This window comes from Hathewaya histolytica (genome assembly GCF_901482605.1).
GTDB lineage: Bacteria > Bacillota > Clostridia > Clostridiales > Clostridiaceae > Hathewaya > Hathewaya histolytica.
On sequence record NZ_LR590481.1, the window covers coordinates 737,926 to 755,410 of the forward strand.

Consider the following 17,485-nt stretch of genomic DNA (forward strand, 5'->3'; position numbering starts at 1 on the left):
GCGGGAATAGCTCAGTTGATAGAGCGCCACCTTGCCAAGGTGGAGGTCGCGGGTTTGAGCCCCGTTTCCCGCTCCAAAAAAGAATAGATAGTAAGAATTATGCGGGTGTAGCTCAATGGTAGAGTTCCAGCCTTCCAAGCTGGCTGTGAGAGTTCGATTCTCTTCACCCGCTCCATTTTTTTGTAAAGTTTTATTTAGAGCTTTACATAGGAGCACCCATAGCTCAGTTGGATAGAGCTACAGACTTCGAATCTGGAGGTCGCGGGTTCAATTCCTGCTGGGTGCGCCAAATGTTACATAGCGTAGGGTAGACGCATCAAGGCTTTACAGGGTTTTTAACTCTGTAAAGCCTTCTTGCTTTTTGTGGTTTTATAAAGATGATGTTAGAGCATGGATTAATTTCTTCACAGTAATAGGGGCAGCATAGTACTAAATGAAGCTTAGAAGTTAAAGATACTATACATATATTAACAAAATAAAGTATAATAACATATAGAGTATAAATTTATTTAACTTATGGTAGGAGATATAGTTTTTAAAGGTAATAAATTTAGATTGAGTTATGATGACTAAATTTAAAGTTTCTGGGAGGATATATAATGAAGCCGATAAGACTAATAAGACAATTAAGATTAAATAATTTAGAGCTTTTTCAATTACGAGAAGATTTTTATGGTAGAACAATTTCTTATATGTTAATTATGGATTTTCGAAGAGCAAGTACATTGGATGATTTCCCAGAATTAGAAGAAATAGAAGATGAAGAAGGTTTTGGGAGAAGAAATTTTATTAAGGTGTTATTTTTACATGATGCACATATAGAAGTTAACTTTAAGGATGAACTAGTAAGTATAGCAGGAGGATTTTTAGAGAATAAAGATGATTGTCATTGGAATTGTTCTTTTGAAGAAATGGAAAGTAAAAAGTTTTTGAAAATGACTGAATCTAGAGGATATATGATAGAGTGTATTAGTAGCATACTATTGAATTGTGGTTATAACAATAAATTAAATAATATAAAAGATGAAAAATTTAATTATTTATCACAAGATTAGAATTGAGAAGGGGAACGGGAATTTTTGTTATTAAATTAATAATTTAAATAAAAAATTTGGAGATTTTGTAGCTTTAAACAACATAAATCTTAAAATTAAGAAGAATACAATTGTATTAATTATCGGTCCTAATGGTTCAAGCAAAACAACAATGGATAGATTCTTAGTCTTGATAAAATTCATTTAACGATTCATTGATCCTAGAGTTGGTTTGCACAATTTCCAACTCTTCTTGAGTGATGGATTTTGATAATTTAGCTTCATTGGTGATATAGAATTCACCATCATTATGGAATTAACTCCAAATTAACCAAAATTATATAATTGATCGTAATATTGTTGTGCGCCATATAAATTAACTATAATGTTGTTATATGTAATAAATTTTAAAAAGTCAATCAGAGAATAAAGAGTTTTTATTAAAGAAATATATTTGTTTTTTTGTATGTTTTATAAAATGGCGATAAAAGAGGTGTTTTTGAAAATTAAACAGTAAGGTATTTTAAATATAAAAGAAAAAAATATATTTAAACTAAAATTAGATGAGGAGTAGATATGAATAAAATATACTTTGTAAGACATGCTAAACCAGATTACTCTATACATGATGATTTAATTAGACCATTAACCGATCAAGGTATAAAAGATAGTAAAGAACTTCTTAATTTCTTTAAGGATAAAGAAATAACTAAAATATATTCAAGCCCTTATAAAAGAGCAATAGATACTATAAAGGAAGTTGCAAAGATATATGAGCTTGAAATTGAAATTGTTGATGGTTTTAAAGAGAGAAAGATAAGTAATTGTTGGATTGAGGATTTTTCTAATTATTCACGAAAGCAATGGAGTGATTTTTCCTATAAATTAGAAGGTGGAGAATCATTAAAAGAGGTTCAAGATAGAAATATAAAAGTTCTTAATGAAATATTAGAAAACAATGATAGTCAAAATATTGTTATAGGAACTCATGGTACTGCATTAAGTACAATTATTAAATTTTATGATAATACCTTTAATTATGATAAATTTAATGAAATTAAAGATGTTATGCCTTTGATAATATGTATGACCTTTGAAGGTAGAAGTATTAAAAGTATAACTAGGCAAATCAATAAGTAATTACTAAATGCCGTATTATTCAAAAGGATATGCGGTATTTTTATTTTTTGTCGTATTTTAAGAAGTTATGGTGAAACTATTGAAATTAATGTTAAACAGTTTTAAATTAGAATTATACACATAAGGGGGACTTTATAGATGGAGAGATTATTATCATTACTTTTAATTAGCATTATGGCTTTTAGTTTTACTGGGTGTGCAGGTTATGAAAATACGAAAGAAGAAAAATCACAAGGGCAATCAAAACAAGAAGTAGTTAAGGAAGATAACAAAGAATCAAATGTGAAAATGCCAAAAAAAGAAATGGGAAAAGGTAAAATTGAAATTTCAACAGCAGGAGGAACTTCAGGAGGTGGAAAAATACCAGTAGAGTTTATAGGAAAAGATGCTCAAATATCACAAATAGGTTTAAATAGTGAAGAATTTGATGGAGCTAAATTAAGTTATATATTTATTGATGGCAAAGAAGTAGAAAAGGAACAATTGGGTAATACTCAAACAGCAATAAATCTTAAAGGGAATGCATTAAAGGAAGGTAAGCATAAAGTTGAAGTAGTTCAATTTGATAATGATAAAACAGATGGCAAAATAATAACTTATAAAACTGCATCATATGAGTCTAAACTAAAATAAAAGGTCACCATTTGGTGGATTTCTATAATCCCACACGTTATTACATAGGATTATAGAAAATCATCTCTTATTATTAATATGAATAAATAAGGCTGTAATCTAAATCGATGTTAATATAAATATACTCTACGAAAATTATAAACATAAATTACATCATTGAAAGAATAATAATTATTAATTTAAGTATGTACAAAAAGCATTTAACTAGATATATCTGGTTAGGTGCTTTTTATTTTATGAAAGAGAATAAAAAATTCTAATCCTTTTGATCTTAAGAGGAATTATATTTGAGTTAACTGTAAATGATATTTACTAAGGTGATAAAAGTGCTGTATAGAAATTTAAATAATGTGTGTCTAATATGTAACAAAATAGTTACACATTTGCAATAGAATTGCAACAAATAATAAGTATTAAATATGTTATTATATTTATGAGTAGTTAATCCCTTGTTGATTTTATTTTGGTAGTTTCGGCTTAAGCTGTAGCTACCCTATTTTTTGTCGTATTTTAAAAAGTTATGTAGAAAATGTTGCAATATTTAATAAATGGTTTACTATAATATATAGTATTAAAAAGGAGGTATATTACCATGAGAGCTGATCTGATTGGGATTTTCATGTGTGCTTTTTTAGCAGGAGGACTATTAACTTTTTTGGGAGGCGTAATAAAACACTTTAATGCTGGTAATATGATTAACTTATTTGATGATAAAAAACATGATAAAGATAAAGTATCTAGAGTTGTTGGTAGAAACTTTCTGTTTACAGGATTAAGTACAATACTCATTGCTGTGATTAGTATATTTATTAATGAAGTCTATTATAATTATGTAATGATGATGCAGTTGGTTCTAATTATAGTTGGATTAATGGCAACCTTTTATCAGTTTAATAAATATTGTAAAAAATAAAGATAAGGACAAACTTAACGTAACTAATTCCTAAAAGTCATTTTTATATTATGTTAAAGTGGATTTGAAAATTAAATAATTATAGTTGCAATAAATTTTAAGTATATATGATAAAGCCATTGAACGATGGCTATTTTATTACCCTAGATTTTTAATACTTTAGTTTCATTTTAGTATAGGTTAATATATATATATACTAAATAACTAAAATATGAGATAGCACATGGATTGGAGATATATAGAAAATGCTAAATTGAAAGAGTTTAATTTTATTTCTAAGAAAATAATAGATAACGATATTACAGTTTATACTAAAATGCCTAATCTAGAAATATTGCAATTTCCATCTAATTTTTATACAACTGAGCAAATTACATGGTTAGTAGCTAAATTACCTAATGTAAGAGGATATGCTTTACGACCATATATATATTTTGAAAGAAAAAATGGAGATGAGTTTGCAAGTACTTTAATTTGTGGTAAACGAAAGCCATTTATATATCACGTTGATGATAAGCAGAAGAGAAGAATACAACGTTGTATTTTAAAATTTAATGATTTAGTAGACAAGTACAGAAATAATCCTACTATAATACCACCAACATAGATTAAATCTATGTCATAAGTATATCTTTGTTTAAAATAAAAATACCATAAGGAGATGCAATATGCATAATATAGATACAATAACAATTTATTTTATAATGATTGCATTTTATTTTTGAGGATTACATGGAAAAAAATATTCCAATGGTATTAAGAAGAATTAAGGCTGTTGATATTAATAAGATGAAAATGGGAAGATATAAAGTTTTAAACTATAAGGAATCATACTTTTATATAATGGATTGTCGAAAACCAATTGTAGCAATAGGTACAAAAGATAACAAGCTTATAGTTATAAATTATCAGGATTATAAAAAAACAGAAGATTTATATAAGTCACTGGAACAGTTTAAAAAATAAGATAAAATAAAATCAGATAATAATGTGAAGAATTAGAGTTAAGCACTTGGAGAAATCCAGGTGTTTTTTTATTCATTGATATAAATAATAAGAAAATATTAAAAGTTAAAATATAATAATATATTACAAATTGTTACATACTATCCCTTTTATTCTATATAATCAAAAACAGAAAGGAGGGATATTATGTCAAAGGAAGAGTTGTTATTAAAGAAAATAGAAGAACTTAGAAGTTTGATGAATCAGCTAATAAGTGAAAAAGCTGATCTTATCGATCCTGATGTTGTACTATTAAGTCAGAAACTAGACATTTTGCTTAATGAGTATAACGAGTTTTTAAGAGAATGTGATTAAGTAGTAATAAACTAAAGATAAAGAGCATCCATATTTGGATGCTTTTATTGTCTATGAATATAAAGAAGGCTTATATGTTAGAATTTGTTATTAGTTAAATATACTATTTTATAGATACTTCTAATTAATACTTCTATAGATTAATTTTAGATAGTATTAACATAAGGAACGTTTTAATACTCTATGTTCTATTATATTAATAGTAAGAAAACATCTAATAGAAAGTCTTAAAACTAAAGGAGGAGAAAATGGATGGATTTTGGGAGTATTAGTTTAATGGTAGCAATAGTAATGGGCTTATCAGAAGTTTTTAAGAGTTTAGGACTTAATCCTAAATTTGTACCAATATTAAATTTAATTTTAGGTATATTACTCGGTATTTTTTATATTTCAAATGGAAGATTTAAAGAGGGAATAATGAATGGAATTATAGTTGGGTTATCTGCAAGTGGATTTTATTCGGGAACAAAGAATACTATAGAAAATTTTAGGCATTAACAGTATATTTAAATGAATTGTGTATAAAAAATGGGAGGATAGCCCTCCCATTATAATATTTAAACTAATGGACTTTCAATTAAAGTTGTAGCTATAAATTCGTGTCTGTGCTCATCATTACAAGTTGTAACCCCTGTTACACAGTGAATATGCTTTCCATCACAGGTCTCAATAGCAGGACCGGTAGTAATACAGATTTCATGGAAGTGGTCAAAGAAATCTGTTCTTACACGAATTCTATGGGCATGTGAACGTCCACAGCGAAAAGCTTGACCAGTAACCCCAGCAAATCTATGATTATGACGTTCATCGCACTCTTCAGCTAATTTAGTGCTACCTAAAAATTCATGAACGTGTCTTTGTCTCTCATTACGTTCATCTTCACACATATTACTTCTATTGTTGCTCATTGAAATCGCTCCTTTTCTTACGTATAATAACTACAATATATAATATGTTGTAAATTATAATATGTGAGATATATTGTGCTAACGTATTATTTTATGAATAAGGGCCAACTTATAATTTAGTAACATAATTCTACATAGGATAATAGTATAAAGTATAGTCTAATGATTGGTAGAGTTTAAATTTCTAAATTTATTTTCGAAATCACATATAAATATATATTTAAATAAGCCATTTTAATTTTATATTGATATTAATAGTAAAATCATCTAAATAACACCTTTTTGAGATAGCATTAAAGTGTAAATGAACATAGTCAATATACTTTTAAAGTAAATATGACATTTTAAATAACAATGGCTATGTAAACAATACTATTAAAAACCGAGGTGCATTTAGATGAAGTATGTTAGAAATATTGGAAAATCTAAAGGAAAAGTGAGTTCTTATAATGGATATATGGCAGGAGATATAGTGCGTAGGCTGCAACATGAGCTTAATATTCAGTTTGGAAGAGGGATTGTAGAAGATGGTTTAGTAGGACCTCTAACTCTTAATGCATTAATTTTAGTTAAAAAAGGTGCAAGAGGTAATATAACAAAAATAATTCAAGAACTTTTAATGAACAAAGGTTACTCTGTAGGTCCTTATGGTGCAGATGGAATTTTTGGTAATGCAACTTTTAATGGAATTTTAAAGTTTCAACGTGATAATGGCCTTTCTCAAGATGGTATAGTTGGAAATAACACTTGGAGAGCTTTATTAAAAATTTAGGCAATTAGTTAATAAGGAAATGGGAGGTTATCCTCCCATTTTTTATTAATATGTTTTTCATGAAGATATAAAAAATAATAAAGAAAAAAGTATAATTTAGTAACATAATTGTATGTATAGTAATATGATGTAGTATAAGCATCAATTAATATAGTTTAAATTTTTAAATATCTCTGCATTCTTAATATAAAAACTATCTAATAATCTAGTTGCAAAGCAATTTTATTAGATAAAATTAAACATAGTCATAGATGCTTTTAAAGTAATGTGACATTTAAAATGATAGTGGCTATGTAAACAAAAATATTAAAAATTGGGGTGCATTTAGATGAGATATACTAGAGATTTTGATGAATTTAAAGAGTTTGAAATAATTAAGGGTGAAGATTTTCAAGAGGTTAGAAGAGAAGATAGGAATCATAAAAAGCACAAAAGATGTGGAGATATAAAAATAAAAGCCAAATGTGTTAATGTGTTTCTTTGTCCTCAAAAAAAACATGATAAATAATGTTTTTAGGTTTAAAGGAGCCCTTTAAAAGGGCTTCTTTCTAAAGCAGAGAAACTCAATATAAAATAAAAATAGAATTAATTTATATTGTAGAGGAACATTTTTATACTGCATTAATATAATGTAGTGTAGCTACAAAATGTAATTAAAATAATTTATCTTCCTTATAAATTTAAAGGGAGTTTATACAAGAACATAGTCACAGACATCTAAAGCTATAGGATAAATACTATAAAATATTGACTATGTAAAATATTAAAAAATGAGGTGCGTTTAGATGAGTAGAGATTTTGAAAGATTTGAATCATTATGCGAAGAAGATAGAAATGATGATAGGGAAAGAAGTAGACGTAGACGTTCAAGAAGATGTGGAAATGTAGAAATCAAAGCTGAAACTGTAAATGTATTTGTGTGTGAGCATAACAGACATCATAGAGATAATGAAAGATGCTAGTTTATTAATTTTAAGAGAAGTCCTTTAAAAGGACTTCTTTTTAGTTTGCTTTAAAGCTAGAATAAAATTAATTCATATTTTTATGAACTAATTTTATTCTACAGTAATATAGTGTAGTGTAAGTAAAAATATAATTAAAATAAACTACTCTATTTTTTAGAATTCTAAATTTATATGATTAAAATAAATTTATACGAATAGCATATCTATGGACACCTATAAAAAGGAATATATCCATAAATATTTGCTATATAAAATATAAAAAATGAGGTGCAGTTGGATGAGTAGAGATTGTGAAAGAATTGAATTATTCTGTTGTGAAGATGATAGAAGAGATGATATTGAGTGTGATGATAGAGAAAGAAGTAGTCGCAGGCGTTCAAGAAGGCATGGGAATGTAGTGATTAGAGCTAAAAACGTAGAAGTAATTACATGTCCAAGTGGAAGAAATAGAGAAAGATGCTAGTTTTAAAATATTAAGAGAAGTCCTTTGAAAGGACTTCTTTTTTGCTTATTTAAATTGTATTAATAAAAGTTTTAAATAAGTATATATGTAAGCTTTACTTATACGGAAATTTAAGGTAATATATTAATATACAAATATTTCTATAGGAGGGGTATAATGAAGAAGAAATATTATAAAAGTTGTATATTTTGGATTTACATAGCTCTAATTATGTGTACTGCTTTAATATTTATTGATGGCATAAGTAAATATAGAAATGTTAGTGAAATTTATAATTACGGGGATACCTATAATAATAGAACCTTAGATCAAGTGATATCCCTAATATTAGAAGCATAATTATTTAACGGAATTATTATTTAAATTATTTAATTTACCCTTATATAACTAATAGAAGTATATATAATTAATATAAAAGTTTAATATAAAATAAAAACAATCTAGATTACATTTAGTCTAGATTGTTTTTATTTTAGGATAAAAAAGATATACTATACTAAAATGCACTAATTAAATAAGATTTACAATTAAGAGAAAAATATAAATTAAAATAGACTTAAAGGAGAAAATTAATGAAAATATTAATAGATGCAGATGCTTGTCCTTCAAGGCATATTATAGAGAAAGTAGCAAGGGAGAATAATCTAAAACTTATATTTTATTGTAGTTTAAATAGCATAGTATCCTGTGATTATGGTGAAGTTGTGTGTGTGGATAGCGGTTTTCAGGCTGTAGATATGAAGATTGCAAATGAACTAGAGTCTTTTGATATAGTAGTTAGCCAGGACTATGGAGTTGCAGCTATAGTTCTTTCAAAAAATGCTTATGCAATAAATCCAAAAGGTTACATATATACATCAGAAAATATAGATTCTATGCTTATGCAAAAGCATATTTCCCATAAAATAAGGAGAGGAGGGGGAAAGGTCTCTAATGCTAAAAAACGTAAAATTGAAGATGATGATAGGTTATTAAAGAATCTTTATAAGTTAATAAGTTATGATATTAATAAAAATAATAAATAAAGTATAAAAAGAGTTGTACCATAATATGTAAATATAGTATAATATTAATATACAAATTTTTACATAGGGGGCCAATGCAATGAACGAATTGATTATTACTTTTAAAGAAAACTATTACTTAGAAAATGGTGAAAAATCTATTGGCATCTTTGTTAATTCTTCAGAAAAAGAAGATTTATTATATAAATTTTTAGTTGGTCATAATGGTATGTGGAAAATTATAAAGGATTTCACTGAAGAGAAATTTACCTTATGGGATGAGAAAGAAGAAGGCAATTATATCATTATGATTCAGGCTAAAAGGAGGGAAAGTAGCAAACCCTTTGATTATGTAGCCCGTATGGAATATATAATAAAACATCAGGAAATTGATGAAGATGATAATAAAGGACTAAATAAAACCTTAGAGTATTTCAATAATTTTATAGATAATAAAAAAAATAAAGAAGTGAAATTAAACAATATAGAGTCTAATGATATAAAAGAGGAAGAATTGAACCTAGAAGGTGATGAAAATGTTCAAAGTCTAGTTATAGAAGAGAGTGGTAATGAAATAGAAAGTTTAGCTAATATGGAAGTTGCGGCTGATACGAATTTCTCAGAAGGTAACACAGAATTAATTAAACATGTATTAGTCTATCCTAAAGATAAACATTTTATGGATGAAGAAATAGTTTTCAACATTTTAACAGAGAATATTGAAAACGTACTAGTTAAATATAAGATATATATAGATGAAAACTTGGTGGAAGAAATTGAATATTGTCAGGATAAAAATTTCTCTTTTTTTCCAAGATGCATAGGAACTTATAGGTTTGAATTTTATGCAAAACATATGAATAGTAATAAAAAGTTTGATGAGGTTAGGGAACACGTAATTGATGTACAGTATTCTAGGCCTATAGAATCAGTAGAAATAAAATGTGATAAAAATTATATTCGTTGTAATGAGGATGCTACATTTACAGCTACATCTGTTGGAGGAAAGAATGTACTATATGAATTTTATATACTAATGGAAAATAGATGGGAGCTTGCACAAAGGTATAGTAAAAAAAGTTATTATACTATGATGCCCTTTAAAAAAGGGGAATATATAATTCTTGTTTTAGCTAAAAGTTTTCATAAAAATGTTGAGTATGAAAACTATGGTTTATATAAATTCAATTCAAAACCTGGCAAGGAACTGGTGGTACAAAGCTATGCCTTTGTATAAGAATTATTATTGCATAATAGAATAGTTTTAATACTAAATCTCTCTTTTCAAATAGTACATTTCATATAATTTGGTATAATAAGTAGTACAGTATATATTAAAAGGAGAGAATTTATGGAAAGATTAGATAAAATACTAGCTAACCTAGGATATGGAACTAGAAAAGAAGTTAAAAGTTTAGTTAAAAGAGGAGAAGTAAAGGTTAATGATGAGGTAGTTAAGGATAGTAGCATAAAAGTTGATCCTGAAAAGGACAAGATTTTAGTAAACGAAGAAGAAATTATGTATAGAGAATTTATATATATTATGATGAATAAGCCTCAAGGAGTAGTATCTGCTACTTTTGATAACCATGATGAGACAGTTATAGACTTAATAGATCAAGAATATAGAGTGTTTGAACCATTTCCTGTAGGTAGATTAGATAAGGATACAGTAGGATTATTATTTCTAACCAATGATGGAGAATTAAATCACAAACTAATAGCACCTAAAAATCATGTAGATAAGGTTTATTTTGCTCAAATAGATAAAGAGGTAGAAGCTAGTGATATTGCTGCATTTGAAAAGGGAATAACTTTAGATGATGGTTATAATTGTATGCCTGCAAAATTAGAAATTCTAGAATCTTCTCCTAATGGTTCTAATGTTTTAGTTACTATACAAGAGGGGAAATTCCATCAAGTAAAGAGAATGTTTCAAAGTAGGGGCAAGGAAGTTGTGTATTTAAAAAGAAACAGTTTTGGACCTCTTAGTTTGGATGAAAATTTAGAAGAAGGTACTTATAGAGAACTTACAGAAGAAGAAGTAAAACTATTAAAGAATATTTAAGATATTATAATATTATTATAAAAAAGTGGAACTTTATAGTAAAATATTAAAGCGAATTTTCAGAGTAAAAAGGTATTTTAACATATGGAATTTAATGCAATACACAATTAAAAGGGTGAAATATTAAACTTGCAAAATAATATTGAATTTTTTAAAAATATATAATATAAAGTCAGTCTTAACAAATATTTAACAAGAAATCTTAATAAAACTATTGAATTAAATTGAAATTTTTAATATAATGATTATGCAAGAAAGAAAACAACCCCCTTTTGTTATTAATAACAACCCATCCCCTAATGTTATTAATGTAAAAAATATGTCGAAACCCCTAAAATAATCGACATTGAAATTAACGCATCATTATGATGCGTTAATTTTTTATTTTTTGAGAAATTAAATATATATTCTTTAAATAGTTTTGGATAAAATTTTTCAAAAAATGAAATAATAAATAATAGTTAAATATAGTTTATAATATGTATGATATAATCTATTTAGATTATATTTATACATAAAGGAAATTATTTAGAGATTATAAAACATATAGAATTATATATAAGCCTCAAAAGGGGAAAGGAAGTGTTAGGTTTGGATAATAGTATAAGAGAGATTTTAATTAGTTTTATGACAGAAAAGGCATATAAGCCTATGACCATAAAGGAACTTGCAAAGATTTTTAATATCTCTAAAAGGGATATGAAAGATTTTGAGAAGCTTTTAGGATATATGGAGGAAGATGGACAGATTATTAAGACACATACAGAGTATTATGGTATACCAGAGAGAATGGGCTTTATGCAAGGTACATTCCAAGGACATTCTAAGGGCTTTGGATTTGTAATTATTGAAGGTGAAGAAAAGGATGTATTTATCCCTATAAATGCTGTTAATGGTGCTATGAACGGTGATAAGGTTCTTGTATCTATCTTTAAAGAGGAGCAAAAAGGGAGGAAAAGAGAGGGAGAAATATATAAAATTCTCAAACGTGAAAACACAGTAGTTATAGGATCTTTCCAAGATAGCAAGAATTTTGGGTTTGTGGTTCCAGAAGATGCAAGAATCCACCAAGATATATTTATAGCTAAAGAAAAGACAAAGGGTGCGACAGATGGGCAAATAGTAGTAGCTGAAATTACAAAATGGCCTGATCAAAATAGAAGAAGCCCTGAAGGTAAGGTAATAGAGATATTAGGTAACAAAGGTGATAAAGGTATTGATATTCTAACTATTATAAGAAAACACAAATTACCAGAAAAGTTTTCTCCAAAAGTAGAGGAATATGCAGCTAACATTGAAGATAAAATACCAGAAGAGGAATATGAGAAAAGAAGAGACTTAAGAGATATTCTTATGGTAACTATTGATGGAGAGGATGCAAAAGACTTAGATGATGCTGTATCCATAGAAAGATTAGAAAATGGGAACTATCTTCTAGGAGTTCACATAGCAGACGTATCTCACTATGTAAGAGATAAAAATGTACTTGATAAAGAAGCTCTTAAAAGAGGGACATCTGTTTATTTAATTGATAGAGTAGTGCCTATGCTACCTAAAAAATTATCTAATGGAGTTTGTAGTTTAAATCCAAGAGTAGATAGATTAGCTTTAACTTGTATGATGGAGATAGATGATAAAGGGAAAGTTGTATCTCATGAAGTTTTTGAAAGTATTATAAAAACCAATGAAAGAATGACTTATACAGATGTTACAAAAATTTTAAGAGACAATGATGAAGAATTAATTAAAAAATATGATTATCTATATGATTCATTTAAAGCTATGGGCAAATTGTTTGAAATCTTAAATAGAAAGAGAACAGAAAGAGGAAGTATAGACTTTGATTTTGAAGAATGTAAAATCATATTAGATGAAATTGGTAGACCTGTAGATGTAAAACCTTACGAAAGAGCTATTGCAAATAGAATTATAGAAGAATTTATGTTAGTTTGTAATGAAACCATAGCAGAGTATATGTACTGGACTAAGATGCCATTTGTGTATAGAATTCACGAAGATCCAGATGAAGAAAAGTTAGCTCATTTTAGTGAATTTGTTTATAATTTAGGATACACATTAAAACGTGGACAAAAAATATATCCAAGAGCTCTTCAAGAGATTCTAGAAGAAGTTAAAGGTAAAAGAGAAGAAGTAGTAGTAAGTACCCTTATGTTAAGATCTATGATGAAGGCTAAGTATTCTCCTGAATGCATAGGACACTTTGGTCTAGCAGCAAGATATTACTGCCACTTTACTTCACCTATAAGAAGATATCCAGATTTAATGATTCATAGAATAATTAAAGAATATATAAATGGAAAAATAGATGAAAAGAGAATGAATAGATTAAGAACCGAAGTTGGTGAAGCAGCGCTTCAATCTTCAACTAGAGAAAGAGCAGCTATGGAAGTTGAAAGAGAAGTAGATGATCTAAAGAAAGCTGAATATATGAGTTATAGAATAGGAAAAGAGTTTGAAGGTATAGTATCTTCTGTTACAAACTTTGGAATGTTTGTAGAACTTCCTAATACTATAGAAGGCTTAGTCCATATAACTGACTTAAATGACGACTACTATGTGTTTGATGATCAACATTTATGTCTAATTGGAGAACATACTAAAAAGATGTATAAATTAGGTGATCCAGTAAAAATAGTAGTAAGTAGAGTGAGCCTTGATACTCATGAAATTTATTTTGAACTTTTAAATGAAGAAGAAGAAAAAGCTATGGATGTAGTTCCAAGTGATGAGGATGTTGAAAAAGTTCAAAAAGCTATAAAGAGTTTAAAATCAGAAGATGAAATATACTCATAAAATTATATTATAAAGTTAAATTTTAAATATAAAACTATAAAAAATGGTGTAGCGTAGTCTATGCCATTTTTTATAGAAAATATCTAAAATATCTATTGTTTATATGGAAATATATAAGGACTATAAAATATATAAGTGTAGCCTTTTTATTAGTAGTATAATAATATACAATTATTTACGTAAGATTACTATAACAAAAATATGTTAAGATACAATTATTAGGAGGATTCTATGAGCATAAAGAATGTACATCACATTTGTATTCAAACGGAAAAATATAAGCAGTCTTTGGAGTTTTATACAAAGATTTTAGGATTTGAGATTATAAAAGAAACACCTAATTTTCATACAAGGGATTTTAATACTTGGTTAAAATTACATAATTTTATGATTGAACTTCAAACTTCTAAAAAGGATGATAAATTAAGAGAATGGAGTTCTAAAAGTGAAGGTATAGTACATATGTGTTTTTTAGTAGAGGATGTACATAAAGAGTTTAAAAGAATAAAAAATTTAGGATATACAAATTTTAAAATAAAAAATGGTAAGGAAATATATAAAGTAGAAAATGGACATTTATTTAAAATAAAAGCACCAGAGGGAACTGAAATAGAAATAAGAGATAGTGAAGATTTATAAATAATATTCTATCAATAGGGAAAAATATATACTGATTAAAGATAGAAGGGAGTATATATATGCCTAAAGATAGCCAACCAGATAATAAAAAAGCAAGAATGGAAAAATGTAATTATCAAATTCCTATAACTAGTGAAGAAGCTAAAAATCATAACAGAACTTCTAAAAGACATTCTGTAAAAAGAGAAGGGTTTCAAAGCGATTCTAGAAATTAATATAATTTAAATAAAGTACTCTGTTTAACAAAATATATAAACAGAGTACTTTTATATAATTTTATACTAGCATAATATCCTCATATGAAATAGTACCTAAAGGACTTATTTTAAGACCTCTTACATTTTCTTGGGAAGTGTATGCAACTTCAGGAGTTATTAAGTATATCCAAGGATAATCTTTTAGTATACACTTTTCTACTTCCATATAGGCATTTAATTTTTTGCTTGGGTTTATTATGGCCTTTGCATTTGTTACTAAATCGTCTAATTCAGAATTATAATAATTGCCCAGGTTATATTGAGCATCAGGAGATAAAAGTGCCTTTATATAACCATCAAGATTAGGTGTGTCTAGTGCCCATCCACTTATAAACAAGTCATATTTTTTTATAGTATCGCTATTATAGAAATTAAAATATTCTTCTTCATAAATCTTAACATTAAGACCAATATCCTTAAGATCCTCTGCAATTAGATCTGCTAAACTTTTAAAAGAGTTTACACAAACTATCTTGAACTCTCTGTTAGAATTTAGACAGTTAAATTTTTTAAGAGTGTTTTTTGCAAAGCTAGGATCATATGATATAGAACTTAAATTAGAATCTAGTACACCTTCAGGAAAAGGTCCTCTGCATTCTACAGCAAGATTATTACTAAATTGAGAAATTATTTTTTTCTTATCAATAGCGTGATTTAGGGCTTTTCTTACTTCAACATTACTAGCAAAAATCTTATTTTCGCCAAAAACAAATCCCGCATATAAACAGCTTAATATTTCACTAGTATGCATTTTAGTTGTACAATTTTCTTTTACTTGATTAAATATTTTAGAGTCTGTGGTTTGTATAATATCAATACTTTTATTTTTAAATTCTTCTACAAAATTATCAGGAGTATAAAGGAAAATCTTATCTACATAAGGTGCTCCTTTAAAATAATCTTTGAACGCTTTTAATTTAATTTTTTTATTAGTATTTTCTAAGGATTCTATGATAAAAGGACCACAACCAACTATAGATTTATCCCTATTATAAGAATGTTTTGATATAATAGCACAACAACAATTAGATAAGTTGTTTAAAAAGTCACTATAAGGTTGTTTTAATTTTAATGAAATACAATATTTATTTAGAATCTTAATTCCACAAACATCTCTGCTTGTGCCACCCTTATATTCTAAGGCACCCTCTATATCTTCAATGAAGTAGGCATTGGTAGCAGGCTTACTTGGGTTTAACATTCTCTCCAAGGAAAACTTAACATCTTCTGATGTGATTTCTTCTAGGTTATGAAATTTAGCATTTTTTCTTAGATTAAAAGTCCAAGTTACACCATCATCTTCTAAGTTCCAACTCTTTGCAATGCCAGGCAGAATGTCGCCAGAAGAGCTCATACTTAAAAGTCCTGTATGTACAGATGCTAGTACGTTACTACTTACCTGATCTGAGCAGTAAATAGGATCCTCAGATACAAGTTTACCGCCTAAGTATACTCTTAGGGTACTTTCTTTTTTATAAGTAGATTCAATAGTATCTAATAATTGAGTAGACACTTCCTTTAAGTGAGAGCAAGAAGTTTTTAAGTTAGACAATGAAGTTTCAGTATATTTTGTGTTTAATCCTATCCATTCTATTAATATATTAACCTTGCGAGATAGTTCTTTTAAAAGTTCTGTTGAAGATAAAATTACATCCAATGAATTTGCCTGATCTGAAACAGCAAGGTTAATTTGGTCAGAAACTTTTGTATTAGACTTAACCGCAGATATTATATCACGGAAAACCTTCATGGTATTATTAGAAACTTCCGTTCCTTCTGCAACTTTATTTATACAGGAATCCATAGCAATATTACTTTTTTCAATACTATCATTCATGCCTAGGATGGTTTCTTGAATTTTTACAACGGAGTCATCGCTACCTTGAGCAAGTTTATTGATTTCGTGTGCAACTACAGAAAAGCCCTTTCCAAGTTCACCAGCGCGGGCAGCCTCAATAGAAGCATTAAGTGATAATAACTTTGTTTGTTTTGAAATATTTTTTATTATATCTAATATACTATTTATTTCTATGGAGTTATTCTTTACTTCATTTAGCATTTCTTTAACTATTTCTACGGAACTTTCAATATCACTCATATTGCTTATAGAATTTTCTACAACTTCATTACCCTTAAGAGCTGTGTCTAAAGTATTTTGTGATATAGTCTTTGAATCTTCTGTACTTGCAAGTACCTCTTCTGATAGTGCAGAATAGTTATTGATTTGTTCAAAAACTGAATCAATGGCATTCATCTGTTCATTTACGCTATGAAATAAATTTTCAACTATTTCTCCTAGATTTTCTAAAGAAAAGTCTGTAAAAGTTAAATTATTAGTAACTTTTTCTAGGGCCCTAGTTTGATTTTCTTTTATTAGAGCTAATTTGTTGTTTTCTAAATTTGTCTTCTCATATTCTTTTTCTAAATTAATAAAATTTTTTTCTTCATTTATTAGAATAGTTTCCTCTTCTGTGGATATACTTTCTTTAGTAAGAATTTGTTTAGACTTAAATAGTTCTTTTAATTTCCCCATGATTAATTTCCCCTTTAGTTTA

The 17,485-nt window shown here is 27.4% G+C and carries 21 protein-coding genes and 3 tRNA genes; 22 read left to right on the forward strand and 2 right to left on the reverse strand.

Annotation, left to right across the window (positions count from 1 at the left end):
* The 11 genes from FGL08_RS03455 (at nucleotide 1) to FGL08_RS03510 (ending at nucleotide 5,538) form a co-directional block, all read left to right on the forward strand.
* Nucleotides 1-76 (forward strand) — tRNA-Gly (locus tag FGL08_RS03455).
* A gap of 25 nt (nucleotides 77-101) precedes the next feature.
* A tRNA-Gly gene (locus tag FGL08_RS03460) sits at nucleotides 102-175 on the forward strand.
* Between the two features lie 37 nt (nucleotides 176-212).
* Nucleotides 213-289, forward strand: a tRNA-Arg gene (locus tag FGL08_RS03465).
* Between the two features lie 310 nt (nucleotides 290-599).
* Nucleotides 600-1,055 (forward strand): hypothetical protein, encoded by a 456-nt coding sequence (locus FGL08_RS03470; RefSeq protein WP_138209451.1) that lies wholly within the window; start codon nucleotides 600-602, stop codon nucleotides 1,053-1,055.
* A 555-nt stretch (nucleotides 1,056-1,610) separates the two neighbouring features.
* Nucleotides 1,611-2,174, forward strand: coding sequence for a histidine phosphatase family protein (locus FGL08_RS03480; RefSeq protein WP_138209452.1), 564 nt, complete (start codon nucleotides 1,611-1,613; stop codon nucleotides 2,172-2,174).
* A gap of 138 nt (nucleotides 2,175-2,312) precedes the next feature.
* Nucleotides 2,313-2,807: a hypothetical protein gene (locus FGL08_RS03485; RefSeq protein ID WP_138209453.1), complete on the forward strand. Its 495-nt coding sequence runs from the start codon at nucleotides 2,313-2,315 to the stop codon at nucleotides 2,805-2,807.
* 592 nt (nucleotides 2,808-3,399) lie between these two features.
* On the forward strand, nucleotides 3,400-3,720 hold the full coding sequence (locus tag FGL08_RS03490) for a DUF3784 domain-containing protein (protein ID WP_138209454.1): 321 nt from the start codon (nucleotides 3,400-3,402) through the stop codon (nucleotides 3,718-3,720).
* A 223-nt stretch (nucleotides 3,721-3,943) separates the two neighbouring features.
* A complete protein-coding gene (locus FGL08_RS03495; protein WP_138209455.1) occupies nucleotides 3,944-4,327 on the forward strand; it encodes a hypothetical protein in 384 nt (127 codons plus the stop codon).
* Nucleotides 4,328-4,452: 125 nt separating this feature from the next.
* Nucleotides 4,453-4,686: a hypothetical protein gene (locus FGL08_RS03500; protein WP_138209456.1), complete on the forward strand. Its 234-nt coding sequence runs from the start codon at nucleotides 4,453-4,455 to the stop codon at nucleotides 4,684-4,686.
* A gap of 186 nt (nucleotides 4,687-4,872) precedes the next feature.
* A complete protein-coding gene (locus FGL08_RS03505; RefSeq protein ID WP_138209457.1) occupies nucleotides 4,873-5,040 on the forward strand; it encodes an aspartyl-phosphate phosphatase Spo0E family protein in 168 nt (55 codons plus the stop codon).
* A 252-nt stretch (nucleotides 5,041-5,292) separates the two neighbouring features.
* Nucleotides 5,293-5,538: a hypothetical protein gene (locus tag FGL08_RS03510; RefSeq protein ID WP_138209458.1), complete on the forward strand. Its 246-nt coding sequence runs from the start codon at nucleotides 5,293-5,295 to the stop codon at nucleotides 5,536-5,538.
* Nucleotides 5,539-5,597: 59 nt separating this feature from the next.
* Here the strand turns inward: FGL08_RS03510 and FGL08_RS03515 are convergent, their stop codons facing one another.
* Nucleotides 5,598-5,927 (reverse strand): YmaF family protein, encoded by a 330-nt coding sequence (locus tag FGL08_RS03515; RefSeq protein ID WP_138211256.1) that lies wholly within the window; start codon nucleotides 5,925-5,927, stop codon nucleotides 5,598-5,600.
* 418 nt (nucleotides 5,928-6,345) lie between these two features.
* Between FGL08_RS03515 and FGL08_RS03520 the strand changes: the two genes are divergently transcribed.
* The 11 genes from FGL08_RS03520 to FGL08_RS13320 all read left to right on the forward strand — a co-directional run bounded on the left by FGL08_RS03520 (nucleotide 6,346) and on the right by FGL08_RS13320 (nucleotide 14,888).
* Nucleotides 6,346-6,720 (forward strand): peptidoglycan-binding domain-containing protein, encoded by a 375-nt coding sequence (locus FGL08_RS03520; RefSeq protein ID WP_138209459.1) that lies wholly within the window; start codon nucleotides 6,346-6,348, stop codon nucleotides 6,718-6,720.
* Between the two features lie 328 nt (nucleotides 6,721-7,048).
* The gene (locus FGL08_RS03525; protein ID WP_138209460.1) at nucleotides 7,049-7,228 is read left to right on the forward strand and encodes a hypothetical protein; all 180 of its coding nucleotides are present in this window, start codon (nucleotides 7,049-7,051) and stop codon (nucleotides 7,226-7,228) included.
* A 277-nt stretch (nucleotides 7,229-7,505) separates the two neighbouring features.
* Complete coding sequence (locus FGL08_RS13315) at nucleotides 7,506-7,682, forward strand: hypothetical protein (protein WP_171011965.1); 177 nt, start codon at nucleotides 7,506-7,508, stop codon at nucleotides 7,680-7,682.
* A 280-nt stretch (nucleotides 7,683-7,962) separates the two neighbouring features.
* Entirely contained in the window at nucleotides 7,963-8,148 is a 186-nt protein-coding gene (locus FGL08_RS03530) for a hypothetical protein (RefSeq protein WP_138209461.1), read from the forward strand.
* Nucleotides 8,149-8,304: 156 nt separating this feature from the next.
* Nucleotides 8,305-8,487 (forward strand): hypothetical protein, encoded by a 183-nt coding sequence (locus FGL08_RS03535; RefSeq protein ID WP_138209462.1) that lies wholly within the window; start codon nucleotides 8,305-8,307, stop codon nucleotides 8,485-8,487.
* Between the two features lie 233 nt (nucleotides 8,488-8,720).
* The gene (locus FGL08_RS03540; protein ID WP_138209463.1) at nucleotides 8,721-9,173 is read left to right on the forward strand and encodes a YaiI/YqxD family protein; all 453 of its coding nucleotides are present in this window, start codon (nucleotides 8,721-8,723) and stop codon (nucleotides 9,171-9,173) included.
* 79 nt (nucleotides 9,174-9,252) lie between these two features.
* Entirely contained in the window at nucleotides 9,253-10,389 is a 1,137-nt protein-coding gene (locus tag FGL08_RS03545; RefSeq protein WP_138209464.1) for a triple tyrosine motif-containing protein, read from the forward strand.
* Between the two features lie 114 nt (nucleotides 10,390-10,503).
* A complete protein-coding gene (locus FGL08_RS03550; protein ID WP_138209465.1) occupies nucleotides 10,504-11,220 on the forward strand; it encodes a pseudouridine synthase in 717 nt (238 codons plus the stop codon).
* 591 nt (nucleotides 11,221-11,811) lie between these two features.
* The gene (rnr, locus tag FGL08_RS03555) at nucleotides 11,812-14,034 is read left to right on the forward strand and encodes a ribonuclease R (RefSeq protein WP_279232935.1); all 2,223 of its coding nucleotides are present in this window, start codon (nucleotides 11,812-11,814) and stop codon (nucleotides 14,032-14,034) included.
* A 231-nt stretch (nucleotides 14,035-14,265) separates the two neighbouring features.
* Complete coding sequence (locus FGL08_RS03560; RefSeq protein ID WP_138209466.1) at nucleotides 14,266-14,673, forward strand: VOC family protein; 408 nt, start codon at nucleotides 14,266-14,268, stop codon at nucleotides 14,671-14,673.
* Between the two features lie 59 nt (nucleotides 14,674-14,732).
* Nucleotides 14,733-14,888, forward strand: coding sequence for a hypothetical protein (locus FGL08_RS13320; RefSeq protein ID WP_171011966.1), 156 nt, complete (start codon nucleotides 14,733-14,735; stop codon nucleotides 14,886-14,888).
* A 61-nt stretch (nucleotides 14,889-14,949) separates the two neighbouring features.
* Here the strand turns inward: FGL08_RS13320 and FGL08_RS03565 are convergent, their stop codons facing one another.
* Entirely contained in the window at nucleotides 14,950-17,463 is a 2,514-nt protein-coding gene (locus FGL08_RS03565) for an ABC transporter substrate-binding protein (RefSeq protein WP_171011967.1), read from the reverse strand.
* Nucleotides 17,464-17,485 lie beyond the last annotated feature (22 nt).